The organism is Bradyrhizobium ingae, from assembly GCF_055791185.1.
The window spans coordinates 18,007-37,739 of the sequence record NZ_JBVUBB010000017.1; the positions used below are offsets into that span (position 1 = coordinate 18,007).

Here is a 19,733-nt window from a genome sequence, read left to right on the forward strand (position 1 = left end):
CTCGACGTTTCCTTGGGGCGCTTCTAGAGATTTGAGTGATCGTTTTTACCGACGGATTATGCGGGTGGATTGACGGACATCAAGAACAAAACGCCCGGCGGTGTGCCGGGCGCTTGTCTTTAATCGAGGCTTACGCGGTTGCGAAGAATATTTGAGTTGCAACCGCCGCCTTTTTTAGTCGCGTGCGACGCACCCGTTCTCAGTCACGTGCTACGCACATGGCGATGCCCATGCCGCCGCCGATGCACAGGGTTGCAAGGCCCTTCTTGGCGTCGCGCTTCTGCATCTCGTGCAGCAGCGTCACCAGCACGCGCGCGCCGGAGGCGCCGACCGGATGGCCGATCGCGATCGCGCCGCCGTTGACGTTGACCTTCGAGGTATCCCAGCCGAGATCCTTGTTGACGGCGCAGGCCTGCGCCGCGAAGGCCTCGTTGGCCTCGATCAGGTCGAGATCGCCGATGTTCCAGCCGGCCTTCTTCAGCGCGGCGCGCGAAGCCGGGATCGGGCCCGAGCCCATGATCTTCGGATCGACGCCGGCCTGTGCCCAGGACACGATGCGCGCGAGCGGCTTCTTGCCTTCCTTGGCCGCCTGCTTCGCGGTCATCAGCACGACGGCCGCGGCGCCGTCATTGATGCCGGAGGCCGAGCCTGCGGTGACCGTGCCTTCCTTCTCGAAGGCCGGACGAAGCTTCGCCATCGCTTCGATCGTTGCGCCATGGCGCGGATATTCGTCGGCGCTGACGACCACGTCACCCTTGCGGGTCTTGATGGTGACCGGAACGATCTCGTCGTTGAACTTGCCGGCCTTCTGGGCGGCTTCCGCCTTCTGCTGGGAGGCGACTGCGAACTCGTCCTGTTGCGCACGGGTGATCTGCCACTGCCGCGCGACGTTCTCGGCGGTGTTGCCCATGTGGTAGCCGTTGAAGGCATCCCACAGGCCGTCCTTGATCATCGTGTCGACGAATTCGAGCGCGCCCATCTTGACGCCGCCGCGAAGGTACTGGGCATGCGGGGCCATGCTCATGGATTCCTGGCCGCCGGCGACGACGATCTCGGAGTCGCCGTTGAGCAGCGCCTGATAGCCGAGCGCGACGGTACGCAGACCCGAGCCGCAAAGCTGGTTGACGCCCCAGGCCGGGCTCTCGACCGGAATACCGGCAGCGATCGAGGCCTGGCGAGCCGGGTTCTGACCCTGCGCTGCGGTCAGGATCTGGCCCATGATGACTTCGGAGACCCGGCCGGGCTCGATGCCACCGCGCTCCAGCGCGGCCTTGATGGCAATGGCGCCGAGGTCGTGGGCGGGAAGGGTTGCGAAGGCTCCGTTGAAGCTTCCAACCGGGGTGCGGGCGGCGCTGACGATGACGACATCGTCTGACATGGGCATCTCCTGGGGCTTGAGGTTCTTTGAATTGGGGGCAGGCGGGCGATCAGAAACGGCTCACCAGTCTCACCCGGCATCCTGTTAACGTCGTTGCGACATGTCAATCGGCTGGGGGGCAGATTCATACCGCAGCGCACTCACAATAGCGCATCTGTCGCTTTCGCAAGCAAGTTTTTGCTCTGCGATTAACCGTGGCGCACAAAACGGTAGCGTGAGCCCTTTGAAAATGCTTATTTTGTTGCGTTGCGTACTCTTCCCGCCCTGCGGCATGGCCCGGAGGGTTCCCGTTCTCAGCGTTTGCAAGTGAGAGCCCATGGCGAAATCAGACCAACCCACCACAATCAAAAAATACGCGAACCGCCGGCTCTACAATACCGGAACAAGCACCTATGTGACGCTGGAAGACCTCGCCGCCATGGTGAAGGAAGGCGAGGATTTCCTGGTCTATGATGCCAAGACCGGCGACGACATCACCCGCTCGGTGCTCGCCCAGATCATCTTCGAGCAGGAGAACAAGGCCGGCCAGAACCTCCTCCCCACCACCTTCCTGCGCCAGCTGATCCGCTTCTACGGCGACAGCATGCAGATGGTGGTGCCGAAATATCTGGAGCAGTCGCTGGCGACGCTGACCCAGGAGCAGGAGAAATTCCGCAAACAGCTCGCGAACACCCTGTCCGGCACGCCCTTCGCGCCGCTGGAGGAGCAGGTCCGCCGCAACATGGAGCTGTTCCAGCAGACCTTCTCGATGTTCAAGCCGTTCGCGACCCCGCAGCGCTCGGCAACGCCGGAGCCCGAGCCCGACGCCAACAGCGAAGCGCCGAAGAGCGACAACATTGACGAGCTCCGCCAGCAGATGAAGGACATGCAGGAGCGCCTCGAGCGGATGTCGAAGAAGGAGGAGTAGGCTCCTCCTCGCCTGCCAGCGCATGGGCTGGCCCTGCGCCTTTACTGTATCGAACATTTCAACACACACCGCCGTCATGCCCCGCGAAGGCGGGGCTGCCGGCACGCCGCGGCTTGTCCGTATTCCGCGCCGCTTCTGGGAATACTGGATCGCCCGCTCCAGTGCGCAATTGCGCACAAGGCGGGCGATCACGCCGCGTATGTGGCTACGTCTCGATCTCGTCATGGCGAGCCACAGGGCATAGCCACCCCGTCCCAACTCAAGTTTGAAAACGCGCCCCTGTCTCCGGCACCCCGCCGTTGGCGCGCAGTCATTTACCCGACGATCCGTTGCAGCTTCTTCCCGAACGGTCACGGTCCGTAAACTAAGGCGTTTAAGACAATATTCCCGGATGGCGGCTTAGGCTCCGGGTCCCGATTACGCCCGTTCATTGTCCCGCTCCCGACGAAGCGCCCTTGCCGATGACGACGCCCAGCACGACAGAGCCGCGCACGAGCGTCCAGCACGGGCCCGAAGCCTTGCTCGCACTGAGCCAGCTTGCGCTCGACCGCATGGAGCAGGGTGTCTGCGTCTACGATTCCGACAACCGGATCGTGCTGTTCAACCGCCGCTATCTCGATCTCTTCAATCTGTCGCCCGACGTCGTGCGGGTCGGCGCAAGCTATCGCGAGGTGCTCGCACACAGCGCCTGGCTCGGCAATTTCCCGACCAGTGAGGTCGACAGTCTCTACAACGAACGCATCTCCCGGATCGAGGCTGGCCAGGCCTTCAGCACGGAGCAGCGGCTCTCCAACGGCCTCGTCCTGGCGCTCGATCTGAAGCCGCTCCCCGAGGGCGGCTGGATGACGATCTGCGACGACGTCACCCGCCTCGACCGGCTCGAGGCGGAGCTGCGTGTGCAGACGGAGCGCAGCCAGCATGCGCTCACCAACATGTCGCACGGACTCATCATGTACGACGCGCAAGGCAGCGTCGTCGTCTGCAATGAGCGGTTTCTGCGCCTCTACGACCTCGATGCCGATGTCGTGAAGCCCGGCGCGTCGCACAGCGCCGTGATCGCGCACTGGGTCTCGCGCGGCAATCTGCCCGGAATGTCCGCGGAGGAATTCCACGACAGGCGAATGAATGATGTGCGCACCAGGACCTCGGACGCCGTGCTCGTGATGCGCGACGACGGTCGAATGGTGCAGGCGATATCGCGCTTCCTGCCCGACGGCGGCTGGGTGACCGTGCATGAAGACGTCACCGAGCGGCTGCGATACGAGGAGGCGTTGAAGCAGCAGAACCTCATGCTCGACGCGGCGCTCGAGAACATGGCGCATGGGCTCGCCTTCTATGACGGCGACATGCGGCTCAAGGTCTGCAACAACCGCTACCGCGAAATCTACCGGCTGTCGGCCGAGGAAGCGCGGCCAGGCACGCATCTCGCCGAGCTGATCGAACGGTCGATGGCGAACGGCGCCTTCGCATCCGAGTACAGTCCGCAGCAGATCCTGGAGGCCGCCCGCGCGCGCATCGCGAGCCGCGACGACTCGTCGATGCGGCGGAGCATGGCCAACGACACCGTCGTGTCGGTGCGCTACTGCGCGCTGCCGGAGGGCGGCTTCGTCGCGACCTACGAGGACATCACCGAGCGCGAGCGCGCAGTCGAGGAGCTCAGCGAGCAGTACCGCCGGTTCGACGCGGCGCTGAACAACATGAGCCAGGGGCTGTGCATGCTCGACAGCCAGTTGCGCGTGATCGTATTCAACAGACGCTACCTCGAGATATACGGGACGTCGCCCGATGTCGTGAAGCCCGGCGCCTCCATGCGCGAAATCATGGAGCACGGCTGCGCGCTCGGGAATCATCCGAATACGACGGCGGCTGAACTTTATGCCGACTATGTCGAGCGGTTGCGCGAGGGCGCGCACACGATGCATCGCCACCTCAGCGACGGCCGCATCATCAAGCTCAACCACACCCCGATGGAGCATGGTGGCTGGGTCATCACTTATGAGGACGTCACCGAGCGCCACAAGACGCAGGCCCGCGTCGCGCACATGGCGCGCCACGATTCGCTGACAGACCTGCCCAATCGCGTGCTGTTCCGTGAGCAGATGAGCGAGGGCCTGACCGAGGTGGCGACCGCCGGCCGCGCGATGGCGGTGCTGTGCCTCGACCTCGACAACTTCAAGACCGTCAACGACCGCCTCGGCCACGCTGCCGGCGATCGGTTGTTGCGCTGGGTTGCGGCGCAGCTGAAAGAGCAGGCGGGTGAGCACGCCACCGTGGCGCGGCTCGGCGGCGACGAATTCGCGCTCATCCAGCGCGGGACGCAGCCGGAAGCGGCAGAAAAGCTCGCACGCCGCCTGATCGAGATCATCGGCAGCCCGCCGCAGCTCGAAAACCAATCGATCCACGTCGGCGTCAGCATCGGCATCGCTGTCGCGCCCGATCACGGGCTGGATCCGGACGAGCTGATGAAGTGCGCCGACCTCGCGCTCTATGGCGCGAAGGCCAAGGGACGCGGCGCCTATCAGGTCTTCGAGCCGGCGATGGAGGAAGAGGCCCGCGCGCGGCATGCGCTGGAGGCCGATTTGCGCGGCGCGATCGAGAGGCACCAATTTCATCTGATGTTCCAGCCTCAGGTTCGCCTCGACACATCCGAACTGACCGGTTTCGAAGCCCTGCTGCGCTGGAAGCATCCATCGCGCGGCATGGTCTCACCGGCGGAGTTCATTCCGATCGCGGAGGAAACCGGGCTGATCGTGCCGATCGGCGAGTGGGTGCTGCGCACGGCGTGCGCGACGGCGGCGAGCTGGCCGGACATGACCATCGCGGTGAACCTGTCGCCGGTGCAGTTTCGCGCGCGCGGTCTGGTTGCCATGGTCACGAGCGCGCTCGCCGAGGCCGGTCTGGCGCCACATCGGCTCGAGCTCGAGGTCACCGAGACGGCGTTGCTCGACGACAACGAAACAACGGTCGAGATCCTGCATCAGCTCCGCGCGCTCGGCGTGCGCGTCAGCCTCGATGATTTCGGCGTGGGCTATTCCTCGCTCAGCTATCTGCGCAAATTTCCCTTCGACCGCATCAAGATCGACCGTTCCTTCGTTGGCACGCTCGGCGAATGCCCGGAAAGCGTCGCCATCGTCCGCACCATCGCCAGCCTCGGCGCGGTGCTCGGCGTCGAGACTACGGCCGAAGGCGTCGAGACCGAAGAACAGCTCGACTTCGTCCGCGCTTGCGGCTGCACAGCCGTGCAAGGATTTTACTTCGGCAAGCCATGCCCGGCCGCGGAAGTCGGCCGCACCATCGAACGGCTGAGCACAATCAGGCGCGTGGCGTGAAGGTTCGCTAACCGCCCCACGAAACTATCACCCCGCCACGGGCACCACGCCGTCCTGCGGCGTGCCCCACGGCCGCTCGGCTGAGGCGAGGCCAATCAGCCTTCCCTGAATGTATTCGCAGCCCCAGTCGCGCAGCATGTTTGCGGCTTCCTCGTCCTGCACCCATTCGGCGACCGTCTTGATGTCGAGGCGGCGGGCGAGGTCGATCAGGGTCTGCACGAAGGCGCGGTCGTCGGCGGAACGGGTGATGTTCTGCACGAAGGCGCCATCGATCTTGACGATGTCGACGCCAAGCTTGCGCAGATTGCGGAACGAGGTGTAGCCGGCGCCGAAATCGTCGATGGCGATGCGGCTGCCGAAATGCTTGAGACGGCCGACGAAGGCGCGGACTTCGTCGATGTCCTGGATCGCCACCGTCTCGGTGATCTCGACGATCAGCCGCTCGGCAACCCCGGGATGAGCCTGCATCAGCGATTCGATCGAGGCCCACCAGTCGGCATCCATGGTGGTGTCTGGCGAGATGTTGAGGCTGAGCCTGACCTCGGGCGAGGCGGCAAGCTCGGCGACGACAAGTTCGAGCACGCGGTGGTCGACGAGGCGGATGAGGCCGAGCCGCTCGGCCACCGGCACGATGTCGGGCGCGAGCAGCGTCCGCCCGTCGCCCTGCTCCATCCGCACCAGGCATTCATAGAACGCGCCGTCGCGCGTCGCGGCCGAGACCACCGGCTCATAGGCGAGCACGATGCGGCGGTCGTTCAGCGCAGTGACGATCTCGTCGGTGACACGGATGTTGACCCGGCGTTGCGCGTCACGCTCGGCATTCGGCCGCCAGGTGCCGAACGAGCCGGCACGGCGGCGCTTTGCGGCATCGAGCGTCTCATGCGCGCGGTTGATCGCCTCGTCGGTGTTGCGGGCATAGCGGGGAACGCTGACCGCGCCGATCGAGGCGGTGACAGAGACCGGGCCCGACTTGGTCGGCACCACCTCGTCGCGGATACCGGCGAGGAAGCGCTCGGCGGCGACGTTCATGTCGTCCACGGTGCAGTTCTTCAAGATGAGGCCGAACTTGTTGCCCGAGAAGCGCCCGAGCACGTCGCCGCCGCGAAGCCGCGCGCGGATGCGCTTTGCCACGTCGAGGATCACGGCGTCCGCAACGTCGAAGCCGAAAGCGTCGTTGACGCGGGCGAGATGATCGATGCCGACCAGCATGAAGGCGGAGGCCGAACGGAAACGCACAGACTCTTCGATCGCCTCGGCGAGCGCCGCGATCAGATGGGTGCGGTTGAACTCGCCGGTGAGGGGATCAAGCCGGGCGAGCTTTGCCAGCTCTTCGTCGCGGGCGTGGCGCTCATTGTTGATGCGGATGGTGCCGATCGCGCGGACGGGCCGGCCATCGGCACCTGCGAACCATCGGCCCGTCTCCTCGATCCAGACCACGGGATCGGAGGCGCTCATGCGCACGCCATATTCGGCCCGGTAGGGCGTGCCGTCGGCGCCGTGTACGGCGGGTGACTGGGCCAGGGCGGCCGTGCGCAGCGACTGCGACGGCTCGATCAGCCGGGCAAATCCGGCGCCGGTCGCCAGCCGCTCGGCGGGGATGCCGGGGAAGACGGAGCCGACCTGCTCGCCCCATTGAATGGCATCGCTCGCGATATCCCAGATGAAGACGGCCTCGCCGAGGGAGGCCAGGATGTCGGAGGCTTGCGGCAGGGCAGCGGTCAAAGGCGCCTCGTTTCGGGACAGCGAAGATGATCTCACGCTCCTGAGGATAGAGCGAGATTCGGCTTTGACCCTAGGCAAAGTTCATAAACAATTTGGAAACCACGTTTCGAAGCTGGTCGGGAACCAGAACGGCCCGGCCGGCATAGGCCTTGCGAGTACCTCACACGCACGGCGACCCGCGTCCCGAAACGCGACAGTCTCGCCGGATTTTGAACCGATTAACGGTGTTTGCGATGGTGAGTACGGATCGAGCAGGGAAAGCGGACGGCGGCACCGGGACCGGGACCGCGCTGGTCGTGCTGACCCCGACGCTCGAATGGGCCCACAAGGTGGTGGTGCTGCCGCGCCCCGACCCGAGCTTCGTCACCCAGCTCATCGCCAATGCCGAGCACCTGCCGCAGGCAAGCCGGCTGCGCCGGGCCAGTCCGGCCGATGCGAACATGGCCTATGGACTTAAGCACCCCCTGGGCACCGTGAGCGCCAGAACCCGCCAGTTGGCGTGAAGGACGTCAGTTAGCCTCACAATCTCGGCCGCCGGCATTCTTCACCTTTCCCGTAGGGAGAGGTGGACCGCTGACGCAGTGACGATCTCCGTCTCCGTAGGGCAGTCAGCGCTGCGGCGTATCCGGCGAGGTCGGCGTGCCGTTGCTCGGCTGGAGATGCGGCGAAGGGATTTCCGGGGAGGGCGCAGCTTGCGGTGCTTTTGGCGCTGGGGGGTCCATCAGCACGGATTCGGCGACGGATTGCGCGGACGGTGCGGGTGCAGGAGGCGCTACGGTTGCCGGCTGCGGCGCAGGCGCCACGCGTGGCTCGACGACCGGTTCATCCGCCGCCTCCTCGACCTGGCGGCGCGCCTTGCGCGGTACCGGTGCGGCCTCGGTGACATAGGCGCGGCGACGGGTGCGCTGGGCGACGCCGCCGATGAAATCGGCCATCGCGAGCAGCACCAGCAGGAAAAAGATGGAGTTGCCGAATTTGGGCCACATCACGAATTCGGCCACGGCCGCGCCGAACACGATCAGCGACAGCAGATGATCCATCAGGAATTTTGCACCGGGCCGGGCGCCCTTCACGACTTCGAGCAGCAGCAGCACGATTCCGAGCGCGAGCAGGAGATCGCCCAGCGTGACCGGCCACGGCTCGCCCGTGATCATCGGCACCTTGAACAGCACATCCGTGAAGGACACGGTGGGCATCAGGAAAACGATGATGTTGTAGACCGCGAGCGGAATGAGAAGCAGCGGGAAACCGACCATCGCTTGTGCGCCTTCCTGATCGAGACATCCGGGCAGGACAATGCGGCGGCGAAGCGTTTGCTCCGCCGCCGTCACCGTCTTAACTCACTGATTGGCCGAATCCAGGCGGACGAAACGCCCTGCCTGTCGATACGCCGGCCTCAGGACTCTTTCTTCTTCAGGACCTGCCGGCCCTTGTACATGCCGGTCTTGAGGTCGAGATGGTGCGGACGGCGGAGCTCGCCGGAGTCCTTGTCCTCGACATAGGTCGGCTTCTTCAGCGCGTCAGCCGAGCGGCGCATGCCACGGCGCGACGGCGAGGTTTTTCTTCTCGGAACGGCCATTATCAATATCCTCTAGGGATTGGTGTTCGGGGCATCGTCCGGCCTTCCGGACGGCTCAGCACCCGCAATACGGGGCGAGCTGAATGCCGATCAAGGCCGGGCTTATAGAGGAAGGCTGTTCGTAAAGCTAGGGTTTTGGACCGGAAAAAGCGCCTGAAATGGGCTCAAAATCCGCGATTTTCCCGCCAGCAGGTCGAAACGGCGTGCGCCCGCGCCATATAGGTCACCGCCAGCCGCCGCACCCCGGGTCCCGGGGTGCGGGCGCTGCGTTTGACCGGATTTGGCAGGATCGAGGCCAAAAGCCCGGCCTCCCGGGGCGAGAGACTGGCCGCGGACTTGCCGAAGGCATAGGCACTCCCCGCTTCGACCCCGAACTGCCCCTGCGGCCCGAGCTCGGCAATATTCAGGTAAATCTCCAGAATCCGCGGCTTGGGCAGGACGAAGTCGATCCACAGGGCCAGCGGAAACTCCAGCACCTTCCGGATCGGACCCCGCCCCTGCCAGAGGAACAGGTTCTTCGCCACCTGCTGGGTGATGGTGGAGGCGCCGCGGAACGGCGTTCCGTCCTCCTGCGCGTCATCGATCGCCTCGCGCAGCGCGCCCCAGTCGATGCCGTGATGCTTGCAGAAATGGGCATCTTCGGCGGCGACCACCGCACGCGGCAAATAGGGCGACATCGCCGAAAGATCGATCCATTGCCGCTGCATCGGCGCGCCGCGCAGGCTGCGCCAGGCCATCAGCGTCGAAACCGGGTGTCCGGTGCGGTAGAACGGCGCGATCAGATAGGGCAGGAGCACCGCGACGATCAGCACCAGAGCCAGGGTTTTGACGATGCGAAAAATCGACCTTGTCCTGCGCCAAAATGGAAGTGATGAACGGGCCCGGCGATTAAGCCTGTGATAATTCGGGCCTTTTCCAGCAGTTTTAAGGCGTTCCAAGTGATTGACGGAAGCGCCTGCATAAAGGATTGTCCGGCCGAATTTTAGTTCTGGAGCCTTTCTTGATGACCGGCACGACCCCGTCCGATTTCGCCAAACGCCTGGACAAGACCGCCGAAGATACCGAGGCCCTGCTGGCCAGGTTGTTGTCGGACGACATCCTGCCAGACGAGATCGCGCGCCCCAAGCGGCTGATGGACGCAATGCGCTATTCGAGCCTCGGCGGCGGCAAACGCCTGCGGCCGTTCCTGGTGGTCGAGAGCGCCACGGTGTTCGGCGTGCCGCGCGAGGCCGCCCTGCTCGTGGGTGCCGCGCTCGAATGCATCCACTGCTATTCGCTGATCCATGACGATCTGCCCTCGATGGACAATTCCGACCTGCGCCGCGGACGCCCGACGCTGCACAAGCAGACCGACGACGCCACCGCCGTCCTTGCCGGCGACGGGCTCTTGACGCTCGCCTTCGACATCGTGACCCGCGACGAGATCCATCGTGACGCCAATGTCCGGCTCCTGCTCACGCGCGCGCTGGCACGCTGCGCCGGCATCGGTGGCATGGTCGGCGGGCAGATGCTCGATCTCGCCGGTGAAGGACGCTTCGGCGACCGCGAGCCGGTCGACGTCGCGCGGATCCAGCAGATGAAGACCGGCGCGCTGCTGCGCTATGGCTGCATCGCCGGCGCGATCCTGGGACAAGCCTCGCCGAAGGAGTATCAGGCGCTCGACGATTACGGCCGCGCACTCGGCGAAGCCTTCCAGATCGCCGACGATTTGCTCGACGTCGAGGGCGATGCGGCGGCGCTCGGCAAGCCGTCCGGCCAGGACGCAGCCCTCGGCAAGACCACTTTCGTCACCCAGCTCGGCATCGAGGGCGCCAAGCAGCGCGTGCGCGACCTGCTCGCGCGGGCCGACAGCGCCGTCTCGATCTTCGGCGACCGCGCTGCGGTGCTGCAGGCAGCCGCGCGGTTCGTGGCGGAGCGGAAGAACTGATCGAACGATGACGGACGGCGGCAAAGAAGATCCGGTCCTCGTCCGCTTCCGGAAGATGTCGCGGCCGGTGCGCCTGGTTTATGCGCGGCCGCGGACCTTCATCGCGCTGGCTGCGGGCATTCTGGTCAGTCTGTTGCTGCCGGGGTCGTTGCGGCTGGTGACCCGGCTGCTGCTCGGCTGGGACGCGCTGATCACGGTCTATCTCGTGCTGGTCTACAGCATGATGCTGAACCAGGACCACAACCACATCCGCCGGGCCGCCGTCATGCAGGACGATGGCCGTTTCGTCATCCTGCTGGTGACAGCGGTCGGCGCATTCGCGAGCATCGCGGCCATCGTCGCCGAGCTCGGCACCCATCGCGGCATCGGCGAGCTGTCGCTCGCGATCAGCACCATCGCGCTGTCATGGGCTGCCGTGCACACCACTTTCGCGCTGCATTACGCCTACGACTATTACCGCCACGCCAAGCCGGGCGGCCTGCAATTTCCGAGCGGCGACGAGCACGACCATGCCGACTATTGGGACTTCGTCTATTTTTCCTTCGTGATCGGCATGACGGCGCAGGTCTCCGACGTCGGCATCACCGACAAGACGATCCGCCGGACCGCGACCGCGCACGGCATCATCTCGTTCATCTACAACACGGCGTTGCTGGCGCTGACGGTGAACATCGCGGCGAGCGCGATCGCGACATAAGTCAAGTCAGCCGGGCGCGCCGGTTCGCTCAGCCGGACCCGACGTGCCCGCGATGCTGCGGCAGATCGTCCGTGATCTCGTACCAGGGCGCCTTGGAGCCGACGAACATGTGCGCGGTCGGACGGATCGCGGGATCGTCGAGCAGGGTTCCCATGGTGACATGAACCCATTGGCCCTCGCGCACCACCGAATAGAGCAGCGAGCCGCAGCGTCCGCAATGCGCATCATGGGTCATGTCGTCGCCATAGATCAGCCGCGCATCCTCGCCCGCGACCACGCGGAACTTGTGCCGCTCGATTCCGGCGAACGGCTTGAACGCGGAGCCGGTGGTGCGGCGGCAGTTCGAGCAATGGCAATTCAGCGCGTAGACGAATTCATCCGCGACGTCGTACTGCACGGCGCCGCAATAACATTTTCCGGCAAGGCGGCGACGATCTGTCGTGCTTGTCACGATCTTTCTCCAGCGCGGACTGCGGCGTGACAATCTAGCGTGTCGGCTCGCCCGGGCCGATCAGCTTTTCGAGAGCAAAATGCTGGCGGTTTCGCAAGGCCCGCCTTACGCTGCCTTGTCGCGCCAACATGCCAGAGAAGGAGAGAAGCATGGGGTATGACCGTTCGAGCGTCGAGGCCGTGGTGCAGGGCTATTTCGATGCGCTCTATGAAGGCGACGCCGACAAGCTCGGCGCGGTGTTCCATCCTTCCGCCGATCTGCGCTGGGTGGAAAAAGGCGAGCTCAAGATCCTGACGGTGCCGGACTGGCTCGCCTGGGTGCGCAAGCGTGCCTCCGCAAAGTCGGAGGGCAAGCCGCGCGAGGATTTCATCGTCACCATCGACCGCTCGGATGACAAGACCGCCTTCATCAAGGTCAAATGCCAACTGCCGCCACGCTATTTCACCGACTATCTCGTCGCGATGAAGCTCGCCGACGGCTGGCAGATCGTGTCGAAATCGTATCGGTATGACCTGAAGGAGTGAGGGGACGGCGGCCGCACCGGACTCGGAGATGCTCCCCGTGTCGCCACCATGTGAGAGCGCGGACGAATCGCACGATGCGTTCCCCCCCCCCCTTGCGGGGGAGGGAGCACACCGTGATCCGCTACGCCATCGCGCGTCACAAATTTGTCTGAGCTGCGGAGAAAACCGAAGTGCGCGTCGGGTGGCGTGTCGCTCACCAACAAATACTACCGCTGCCAAGGATCCCCATGCCTCTCGATCGCCGCTCCCTGCTCGCTTCATTGTGCTGCCTCGCCACCGGGCCCGTATTTGCCGAGGGCGCACCGCCTGCACTGGAAACTTACGAGCGCGGGAGCGGCGGCAAGGTTGGCTTCTATGCTGAAAACCTCGGTTCCGGCAAAAAGCTCGGCTGGCGCGCCGACGAGCGGTTTGTCATGTGCTCGACGTTCAAGGCGTCGCTCGCCGCCTGCGTGCTGGCGCGGGTCGATCGCGGCGAGGACCAGCTTGCGGCGATGATCGGTTATGGCGAGGCCGACCTGCTCGACTATGCGCCAGTGGCGAAGGAGAACCTTCCGAAAGGCGCGATGTCGGTCGCCGACATGTGCAAGGCCAGCGTCGAGCTCAGCGACAACACCTGCGCCAACCTCCTGCTGGCGCGGATCGGGGGACCGGCCGCGCTCACCGCATTCTGGCGCTCGCTCGGCGACGCCACTTCGCGGCTCGACCACAATGAGCCCGAGCTCAACCGTTCGCCGCCGGGCGACCCGCACGACACGACCACGCCTGCGGCCATGGCCGGCAATTTCCGCCGCCTCGTGCTCGGCGAAGCCTTGTCCGCGGCCTCGCGCGCTGAGCTCACCGGCTGGATGGTGAACTGCAAGACCGGCGCAAAACGGCTGCGCGCCGGCCTGCCGGGAACCTGGAGGATCGGCGACAAGACCGGCAACAACGGCAAGGACGCCTCCGGCGACATCGCGGTGGCCTGGCCGAAGCCCGATACGCCGATCCTGATTGCGGCCTACACCCAAGGCGGCAAGCCGACCGGCGCGCAAATCGACACGGTGTTCGCGGCGATCGGCAAGATCGTCGCCGCGCAGCTCGGATGATCCAGCCGCATTGACCTGCGCGGCGCTTCCTGATCAAGAAAAGACATCATGGAAGCGAAATTTCAGATTTTTCTGATCCTGCTCGGTGTGCTCGCAGCCACCGCGCTGGCGGCGCGGCGCTTCAACATCGCGCCCGCCATCCTCCTGATGCTGGCGGGCGTGGGGCTGGCCTTCGTGCCGGGCATGCCGCGGATCGAGCTGCCGCCGGAAGTGGTGCTGCTGCTGGTGCTGCCGCCGCTGATCTATTCGGCGAGCGTCGCCATGAGCTGGCGCGAGTTCAAAAACAATTTGCGTCCCATCGTCCTGCTCGCGGTCGGCTGCGTGATCTTCACGGCGGCGATGGTGGCGACCGCTGCGCACTTCCTGATTGGCATCCCCTGGACCATCGGCTTCCTGTTGGGTGCCATCGTCGCGCCGCCCGACGTCGTGGCGCCGCTCGCGATTGCGCGAAAGCTGCACATGCCGCGCCGCATCCTGATCGTGCTCGAGGGCGAAGGGCTTGCCAATGACGCCACCGCGCTGATCCTCTACCGCTTCGCGCTCGCCGCGATCATGACCGGCAGCTTCTCGCTGCCGCTTGCGACCGGCGAATTTTTCCTGATCATTGCGGGCGAGGTCGCCTACGGCATCGGGATCGGCTGGCTCTCCTTGCGCGCCCGCAAATGGGCCCGCGACCCGCAGGTCGAGATCACGCTGTCGCTGATCACGCCCTACCTCGCCTACTGGCTGCCCGAGCATGTCGGCGGCAGCGGCGTGATCGCCACCGTCGCCTGCGGGCTCTATGTGAGCTGGAACGGACCCCTGTGGATTTCGTCGGCCACGCGCCTGCAGGGCATCTTCTTCTGGGACCTCGTGATCTACCTGATCGAGGGCATCCTGTTCCTGCTCACCGGTTTCCAGATGCGCGCGCTTTACGAGAAATCGAAGGCGTTTCCGCTCGACGAGATCCTGATCGCGACCGGCGTGGTCGTCGTCATCGTGGTGATCGCGCGCTTTGCCTGGCTCTATCCGGCGACCTATCTGCCGCGGATATTGAGCCCGAGCCTGCGCCGGCGCGATCCCTCACCGCCCTGGCAATGGGTATTCACGCTGGCCTTCACCGGCGTGCGCGGTGCCGTGTCGCTCGCCGCCGCGCTGGCACTGCCCTTCGTGCTGTCGGGTGGCGAGGCCTTTCCCTACCGCGACCTGATCCTGTTCGTCGCCTTCGGCGTCATCTTCGTCACGCTGGTCGGCGTCGGGCTCGGCCTGCCCAAGGTGGTGCGATGGCTCGGCGTGGCCGAGGCCGGCCGCTCCGAGCACGTCGCCGAGCATGAGGCCGAGATCGCCGCACGGCGCCAGGCGCTCGATGCAGCGCTGAGGTCGCTCGATACACTGGCCGAGGAGAAGGAGCTGTCCGACGAGCTGGTGCATCTCTTGCGCGCCCGGCACGAAATCCGCGCCAGCCAACTTCCCGAGTCACTCGATCCGAGCCGCCACGACGTCTCCGCCGCCGGCACCACGCTGACGCGCGAGCTGATCACCGCCGAACGCAGGTTCATCCACGAGCTCCTGCGCGAGGGCAAGATCACCGACGAAGCGAGGCGGCGGATCGAGCGCGATCTCGATCTGGAGGAGGCGAGTCTGGCGAACCGGGAGTTCCAGAGGGTGCCGCTGTAGCGACACTCTCCGTTGTCGTCCCGGACAAGCGCCGCGAAGCAATCCAGAGTCTTTCCGCGGCAACAGTCTGGATTGCTTCGCTGCGCTCGCAATGACGGCTGTTGGGCCAGATTAGTGCTTCGCGCAATACTCCCTCACCGCCGCCCCCACCGCCGCTGCAATCACCTGCTGCCGCTCCGGCGAGTTCATCGCCATCTCCTCGTCGCGGTTGATGATGGAGCCGGCCTCCAGCAACACCGCGGGGCTGCGCGTGCGCGAGAGCACGACGAGCTGGTCAAATCGATAGACGCCGACATCCTTGTCCAGCAGCTCGTGACGATAGCGGCCCATCAGCGGCAGCGTGTACTGGTGCGCGTAGGTCAAGTCCTGCGCCTTCAGCTCCCTGCCCAGAAGACGGGCGAAGGCGAGGCTCGCTGCATATCGCGGATTCTGCCGCGAGACGAACAGCGAATAACCGGCGAAGCGGTCGCTGAAATGGCTCCTGGCGCCTTCGAATTCCCACTCTTCCAGAAACTTGTCCGGCACAGCGTCGTGATGGATCGAAAGGAAGAAATCCGCCCGCCAGTCGTTGGCGGCGTTGACGCGCTTGAACAGGCTCGGCCTCGCCCTGCCCTCAGTCACGAGCAGACGCGTCGCGGCAAACCCTTCCGACTTCAGTTTCTCTGCGATGAGCCTTGCAAGCCGCAGGTTGAACGCGAACTCGGGATCGTTGCGTGCGCTGTCTGCGCCGAGCGCTTCCGCGGTATGGCCGGCGTCCACGATGATCCGGAAGCTGGCGGGCTGGCACTTGACCGGCGCGGGCTTGGGCCTGGGCTTTGCGCGCACGATCTTCCGCGCGACCACGGCGTGGGTCATATCGATCGACGCGAGCAGGAGCAGCGAGGCGACGACGGCTGCAACGATGCTCCGCGCGGATGGCAAGCGCTACTCCGCGGCTGCGATCGGGCAGGACTGATCGATGACGCCGACGATCCCGGAACCGGATTCGGTCAGGAGCGTGTTGTCCTCGGCGCGGAGCATGGAGGCCCTCCCGATGAGATCCTGCTTTCGAAGATTGGTGCGGGAGCGATGGGGCGTCAATGCCATGCATGACGCGACAGGACGAGAGCACGCGACGCGATAGACCATTCCGGCGCCCGGCTCTGTCGCGATTTTCCTATCGATCACGAGACACTGTGGCTGCTCCGTTACTGGCACGGTGCCCCTAAGCGCCTAGTGTGAAACCCGAAATCGATATTCCCTATGTAGAGGCCACACATGAAGATTGCCCTGATGACCGCGGCGGCTATTGCTCTGTTCACCGGTGCTGCGGCCGCAGCAGACTTGGCTCCGCAGACTTACACCAAGGCGCCGGTTGCGGCGGTTTACAACTGGACGGGCTTCTACATTGGTGCCGACATTGGCGGCGACTGGACGCAGGGCGACGCCTATACCTCGTTCATCGAGCCTAGCGGCGGTGCCGTCGGCATTGGCGCCTTCAATCAACGCCGCGGCCTGAGCTCCAGTGGCTTCATCGGCGGCGTCTATGCCGGTTACAACTGGCAGGCTTCAAATTGGGTGTTCGGCGTCGAAGCCGACATTTCGGGCCTCGCAAATTCCAGCGCCAGCGCGACCGCGCCGAACGTTGGGTTCCCGAGCGGTGCGCTTCTTGCCGGCGGCTTCGTGTTCAACCGCAGCCAGGATTGGCTTTCCACGGTCCGCGGCCGCGTCGGCTTCCTCGCGACACCCAGCCTTCTGCTCTATGCAACCGGCGGCGCGGCGTTTTCCGAGAACCGTTACTCCGCAACATATACGGAGTCCGGCGGCGGCGTCTGGGCAGCCAACTTCAACAGCACGAAGGTCGGCTGGACTGTCGGTGCCGGCGCCGAATGGATGGCATCCCAGAACTGGATCCTGCGCGCTGAATACCTGTATGTGAGCTTGCCCGGCGCGTCGATCGCCACAACCAGCACGACTTTCGCTCCGAGCTACGTCGTTCCCTTCAACTGGAACAGGACCGACGAGCATATCGCCCGCGTGGGTATCGCCTACAAGTTCGGCGGCCCGGTCGTCGCGAAATACTGAGCGGCAACCTTCCGAGAGATCAAAAGCCCCGGCATCGTCCGGGGCTTTTCATTTGCACGGACCGGATCGGTCGCTCACACCGGCCGCTCACCCTTCACCGTGACCCGCGTCCCTGACCGCGTGTGCGGCCAGTAGTCCCACATCGCGCGGTGCTGGGTACAGCGATTGTCCCAGAAGGCCACGGCGTTCTCGGTCCAGCGGAAGCGGCACTGGAACAGCGGATTTTCGGCGTGCTGGTAGAGATAGGCGAGCATCGCATCGCTTTCGTCGCGAGGGATGCCGTTGATGTTGCGGGTAAAGCCGCGGTTGACGTAGAGCGCCTTCTTGCCCGTCACCGGATGCGTGCGCACCACGGGGTGCTCGGCATGCGGGTAGCTTGGCCTGTCGGCGACGCCGTAATTGGCGTAGAGCCCGCGATAGATCGGCTCGCCGTCATGCAGCGCGGTGAGGCCGTCCAGATAGGCCTTCATGCGATCCGACAGCGCCTCATAGGCGGCATACATGTTGGCGAACAGCGTGTCGCCGCCGCGCGGCGGGCATTGCTTGATGTAGAGGATCGAGCCCATCGGCGGCTCGAGATCGCAGGACACGTCGGAGTGCCAGCCCTCGCCGTTCGCCCGCGGCGAGTTCTTGTCGGCATAGATCTTCATCAGCGCCGGATCTTCGTCCTCATGCGGAGCGGCGGGATGAAAGTGCAGCTCGCCGAACTTGCGGCCGAAGGCGAGATGCTGCTTTGGGGTGATGTGCTGGTCACGGAAGAAGATGACGAGGTTTTCGGCGAGCGCGCGATGAATCTCGTCCATCTGCCGGTTGGAGCGCGCATCGTCGGAGACGAGCTCGCCGATGTCGGCGCCCGAAATTTCCGCGCCGATGATCGGCGTGAGTTTTTCGACGATGATGCTCTCATAAGGCGCGCCGTCCTCCACCATGTGGCGATAGCGTGGGCCTTGCTTGCCGGCGAGCGAGCTCATGGGTGTTGCTCCCAATCGTTTTGATTGCGAGCATCGTAGCGCGCGGCGATGGAAGCGCAATGCGCGGCCGCTAACTCAACTCGTCGTCCTGGGGCGCGCGCAGCGCGAGCCCGGGACGACGGCGGAGAATGAGGCGACGACGGAGCAAAACTACTCCGCCGCAGTCTCCGGCACCTTGGCGCCCTGGCCGTAACGCTGGTCGATGTAGTCGATCACCAGCGCCTTGAAGTCGGCCGCGATACCGGGGCCGCGCAGGGTGCGGAACTTCTTGCCGTCGACGAAGACAGGCGCTGCCGGCGCCTCTCCGGTGCCGGGCAGGGAGATGCCGATATTGGCGTGCTTGGACTCGCCGGGGCCGTTGACGATGCAGCCCATGACCGCGACGTTGAGCTCTTCGACGCCGGGATATTTCGTCTTCCAGGTCGGCATCTCGTCGCGAATGAAATCCTGGATCGAGCGCGCCAGCTCCTGGAACGTGGTCGAGGTGGTGCGGCCGCAACCCGGGCAGGCCGCAACCAGCGGCACGAAGGTGCGGAAGCCCATGGTCTGCAACAGCTCCTGCGCAACCTGCACCTCCCGGGTGCGGTCGCCGCCGGGCTCCGGCGTCAGCGAGATGCGGATGGTGTCGCCGATGCCCTGCTGCAGCAGGATGCCGAGCGCGGCGGATGAGGCGACGATGCCCTTGGTGCCCATGCCGGCCTCAGTGAGGCCGAGATGGATGGCATAGTCGGAACGGCTCGCCAGGACTTCATAGACCGCGATCAGATCCTGCACCGCCGACACCTTCGCCGACAGGATGATGCGGTTCTTGGGCATGCCGAGCTCTTCGGCGCGCGCCGCCGAGAGCAGCGCGGACTGCACCATGGCTTCGCGCATCACGGCGCGGGCATCGCGCGGATTGGCCGAGGCCGCGTTCTCGTCCATCAGCTTGGACAGGAGTTCCTGGTCGAGCGAGCCCCAATTGGCGCCGATACGCACCGGCTTGTCGTGCTTGTTGGCGATCTCGATGATGTCGGCGAACTGGGTATCGCGCTTGTCCTTGAAGCCGACATTGCCGGGATTGATGCGGTACTTGTCGAGCGCTTCCGCGCAGGCCGGATAGTCGGCGAGCAGCTTGTGGCCGATATAGTGGAAGTCGCCGATCAAAGGCGTGGTGAGGCCCAGCTTGCGCAGGCCGTCGCGGATGTGCGGAACGGCGGCAGCGGCCTCCTCGCGGTCAACGGTGATGCGGACCATCTCGGAACCGGCGCGCGACAGCGCTGCGACCTGGGCGATGGTGCCGTCGATATCGGCCGTATCGGTGTTGGTCATCGACTGCACGACGATCGGCGCGCCGCCGCCGACGGCGACGTCGCCGACCTTGACCTGGGTGGTGTTGTGGCGCGGCGCGGGCCCCGCGATGTCGGAATCGATGGTGTTTTCAGGCTTGTTCATGGGGTCCAA

At 65.0% G+C, this 19,733-nt stretch carries 18 protein-coding genes; 9 read left to right on the forward strand and 9 right to left on the reverse strand.

What is annotated here, in order from left to right; translation table 11 throughout:
* Positions 1-199: 199 nt before the first annotated feature.
* Entirely contained in the window at positions 200-1,378 is a 1,179-nt protein-coding gene (locus ACV1FX_RS23150; protein WP_473119877.1) for an acetyl-CoA C-acetyltransferase, read from the reverse strand.
* A 316-nt stretch (positions 1,379-1,694) separates the two neighbouring features.
* Between ACV1FX_RS23150 and phaR the strand changes: the two genes are divergently transcribed.
* Complete coding sequence (gene phaR, locus ACV1FX_RS23155; protein WP_473119878.1) at positions 1,695-2,285, forward strand: polyhydroxyalkanoate synthesis repressor PhaR; 591 nt, start codon at positions 1,695-1,697, stop codon at positions 2,283-2,285.
* 461 nt (positions 2,286-2,746) lie between these two features.
* Entirely contained in the window at positions 2,747-5,614 is a 2,868-nt protein-coding gene (locus tag ACV1FX_RS23160; protein WP_473119879.1) for a PAS-domain containing protein, read from the forward strand.
* Positions 5,615-5,641: 27 nt separating this feature from the next.
* Here the strand turns inward: ACV1FX_RS23160 and ACV1FX_RS23165 are convergent, their stop codons facing one another.
* The gene (locus tag ACV1FX_RS23165) at positions 5,642-7,336 is read right to left on the reverse strand and encodes a putative bifunctional diguanylate cyclase/phosphodiesterase (protein ID WP_473119880.1); all 1,695 of its coding nucleotides are present in this window, start codon (positions 7,334-7,336) and stop codon (positions 5,642-5,644) included.
* Positions 7,337-7,569: 233 nt separating this feature from the next.
* Between ACV1FX_RS23165 and ACV1FX_RS23170 the strand changes: the two genes are divergently transcribed.
* Entirely contained in the window at positions 7,570-7,839 is a 270-nt protein-coding gene (locus ACV1FX_RS23170; RefSeq protein WP_473119881.1) for a hypothetical protein, read from the forward strand.
* A 105-nt stretch (positions 7,840-7,944) separates the two neighbouring features.
* Here the strand turns inward: ACV1FX_RS23170 and ACV1FX_RS23175 are convergent, their stop codons facing one another.
* The 3 genes from ACV1FX_RS23175 to mtgA form a co-directional block, all read right to left on the reverse strand.
* Positions 7,945-8,592, reverse strand: a complete 648-nt coding sequence (locus ACV1FX_RS23175; protein WP_473119882.1) for a hypothetical protein — start codon at positions 8,590-8,592, stop codon at positions 7,945-7,947.
* Between the two features lie 140 nt (positions 8,593-8,732).
* Positions 8,733-8,915 (reverse strand): 50S ribosomal protein L32, encoded by a 183-nt coding sequence (gene rpmF, locus ACV1FX_RS23180; protein ID WP_024509484.1) that lies wholly within the window; start codon positions 8,913-8,915, stop codon positions 8,733-8,735.
* Between the two features lie 164 nt (positions 8,916-9,079).
* The gene (mtgA, locus tag ACV1FX_RS23185; RefSeq protein ID WP_473119994.1) at positions 9,080-9,757 is read right to left on the reverse strand and encodes a monofunctional biosynthetic peptidoglycan transglycosylase; all 678 of its coding nucleotides are present in this window, start codon (positions 9,755-9,757) and stop codon (positions 9,080-9,082) included.
* A 161-nt stretch (positions 9,758-9,918) separates the two neighbouring features.
* On the opposite strand from mtgA, the gene ACV1FX_RS23190 reads away from it, so the two are divergent.
* Positions 9,919-10,842 carry a polyprenyl synthetase family protein gene (locus ACV1FX_RS23190; protein WP_473119883.1) on the forward strand — a complete coding sequence of 308 codons (924 nt, stop codon included), beginning with the start codon at positions 9,919-9,921 and terminating at the stop codon, positions 10,840-10,842.
* A 7-nt stretch (positions 10,843-10,849) separates the two neighbouring features.
* A complete protein-coding gene (locus ACV1FX_RS23195; protein ID WP_473119884.1) occupies positions 10,850-11,539 on the forward strand; it encodes a DUF1345 domain-containing protein in 690 nt (229 codons plus the stop codon).
* A 28-nt stretch (positions 11,540-11,567) separates the two neighbouring features.
* Here the strand turns inward: ACV1FX_RS23195 and ACV1FX_RS23200 are convergent, their stop codons facing one another.
* Positions 11,568-11,990 (reverse strand): GFA family protein, encoded by a 423-nt coding sequence (locus tag ACV1FX_RS23200; RefSeq protein ID WP_473119885.1) that lies wholly within the window; start codon positions 11,988-11,990, stop codon positions 11,568-11,570.
* 149 nt (positions 11,991-12,139) lie between these two features.
* Between ACV1FX_RS23200 and ACV1FX_RS23205 the strand changes: the two genes are divergently transcribed.
* The 3 genes from ACV1FX_RS23205 (at position 12,140) to ACV1FX_RS23215 (ending at position 15,255) form a co-directional block, all read left to right on the forward strand.
* The gene (locus tag ACV1FX_RS23205; RefSeq protein ID WP_473119886.1) at positions 12,140-12,514 is read left to right on the forward strand and encodes a nuclear transport factor 2 family protein; all 375 of its coding nucleotides are present in this window, start codon (positions 12,140-12,142) and stop codon (positions 12,512-12,514) included.
* Positions 12,515-12,741: 227 nt separating this feature from the next.
* On the forward strand, positions 12,742-13,599 hold the full coding sequence (gene bla / locus ACV1FX_RS23210) for a class A beta-lactamase (protein ID WP_473119887.1): 858 nt from the start codon (positions 12,742-12,744) through the stop codon (positions 13,597-13,599).
* A gap of 48 nt (positions 13,600-13,647) precedes the next feature.
* Positions 13,648-15,255 carry a Na+/H+ antiporter gene (locus tag ACV1FX_RS23215; RefSeq protein ID WP_473119888.1) on the forward strand — a complete coding sequence of 536 codons (1,608 nt, stop codon included), beginning with the start codon at positions 13,648-13,650 and terminating at the stop codon, positions 15,253-15,255.
* A gap of 111 nt (positions 15,256-15,366) precedes the next feature.
* On the opposite strand, the gene ACV1FX_RS23220 is transcribed toward ACV1FX_RS23215, so the two are convergent.
* Complete coding sequence (locus ACV1FX_RS23220) at positions 15,367-16,176, reverse strand: N-acetylmuramoyl-L-alanine amidase (protein WP_473119889.1); 810 nt, start codon at positions 16,174-16,176, stop codon at positions 15,367-15,369.
* Between the two features lie 336 nt (positions 16,177-16,512).
* Here ACV1FX_RS23220 and ACV1FX_RS23225 point away from each other — a divergent pair, with 336 nt between their 5' ends.
* Positions 16,513-17,319 carry an outer membrane protein gene (locus ACV1FX_RS23225; RefSeq protein ID WP_473119890.1) on the forward strand — a complete coding sequence of 269 codons (807 nt, stop codon included), beginning with the start codon at positions 16,513-16,515 and terminating at the stop codon, positions 17,317-17,319.
* A 74-nt stretch (positions 17,320-17,393) separates the two neighbouring features.
* Here the strand turns inward: ACV1FX_RS23225 and ACV1FX_RS23230 are convergent, their stop codons facing one another.
* Both ACV1FX_RS23230 and ispG read right to left on the reverse strand, forming a co-directional pair.
* Positions 17,394-18,290: a TauD/TfdA dioxygenase family protein gene (locus tag ACV1FX_RS23230; protein ID WP_473119891.1), complete on the reverse strand. Its 897-nt coding sequence runs from the start codon at positions 18,288-18,290 to the stop codon at positions 17,394-17,396.
* A 150-nt stretch (positions 18,291-18,440) separates the two neighbouring features.
* Complete coding sequence (gene ispG / locus ACV1FX_RS23235) at positions 18,441-19,724, reverse strand: flavodoxin-dependent (E)-4-hydroxy-3-methylbut-2-enyl-diphosphate synthase (protein WP_473119892.1); 1,284 nt, start codon at positions 19,722-19,724, stop codon at positions 18,441-18,443.
* Positions 19,725-19,733 lie beyond the last annotated feature (9 nt).

Coding starts and splice junctions, on each gene's coding strand:
- ACV1FX_RS23195 (WP_473119884.1), top strand. CDS start 10,850: ATGACGGACGGCGGCAAAGAAGATCCGGTCCTCGTCCGCTTCCGGAAG.
- ACV1FX_RS23225 (WP_473119890.1), top strand. CDS start 16,513: ATGAAGATTGCCCTGATGACCGCGGCGGCTATTGCTCTGTTCACCGGT.
- ispG (WP_473119892.1), bottom strand. CDS start 19,724: ATGAACAAGCCTGAAAACACCATCGATTCCGACATCGCGGGGCCCGCG.
- ACV1FX_RS23230 (WP_473119891.1), bottom strand. CDS start 18,290: ATGAGCTCGCTCGCCGGCAAGCAAGGCCCACGCTATCGCCACATGGTG.
- ACV1FX_RS23170 (WP_473119881.1), top strand. CDS start 7,570: ATGGTGAGTACGGATCGAGCAGGGAAAGCGGACGGCGGCACCGGGACC.
- ACV1FX_RS23215 (WP_473119888.1), top strand. CDS start 13,648: ATGGAAGCGAAATTTCAGATTTTTCTGATCCTGCTCGGTGTGCTCGCA.
- bla (WP_473119887.1), top strand. CDS start 12,742: ATGCCTCTCGATCGCCGCTCCCTGCTCGCTTCATTGTGCTGCCTCGCC.
- ACV1FX_RS23205 (WP_473119886.1), top strand. CDS start 12,140: ATGGGGTATGACCGTTCGAGCGTCGAGGCCGTGGTGCAGGGCTATTTC.
- rpmF (WP_024509484.1), bottom strand. CDS start 8,915: ATGGCCGTTCCGAGAAGAAAAACCTCGCCGTCGCGCCGTGGCATGCGC.
- ACV1FX_RS23190 (WP_473119883.1), top strand. CDS start 9,919: ATGACCGGCACGACCCCGTCCGATTTCGCCAAACGCCTGGACAAGACC.
- ACV1FX_RS23175 (WP_473119882.1), bottom strand. CDS start 8,592: ATGGTCGGTTTCCCGCTGCTTCTCATTCCGCTCGCGGTCTACAACATC.
- ACV1FX_RS23150 (WP_473119877.1), bottom strand. CDS start 1,378: ATGTCAGACGATGTCGTCATCGTCAGCGCCGCCCGCACCCCGGTTGGA.
- ACV1FX_RS23160 (WP_473119879.1), top strand. CDS start 2,747: ATGACGACGCCCAGCACGACAGAGCCGCGCACGAGCGTCCAGCACGGG.
- phaR (WP_473119878.1), top strand. CDS start 1,695: ATGGCGAAATCAGACCAACCCACCACAATCAAAAAATACGCGAACCGC.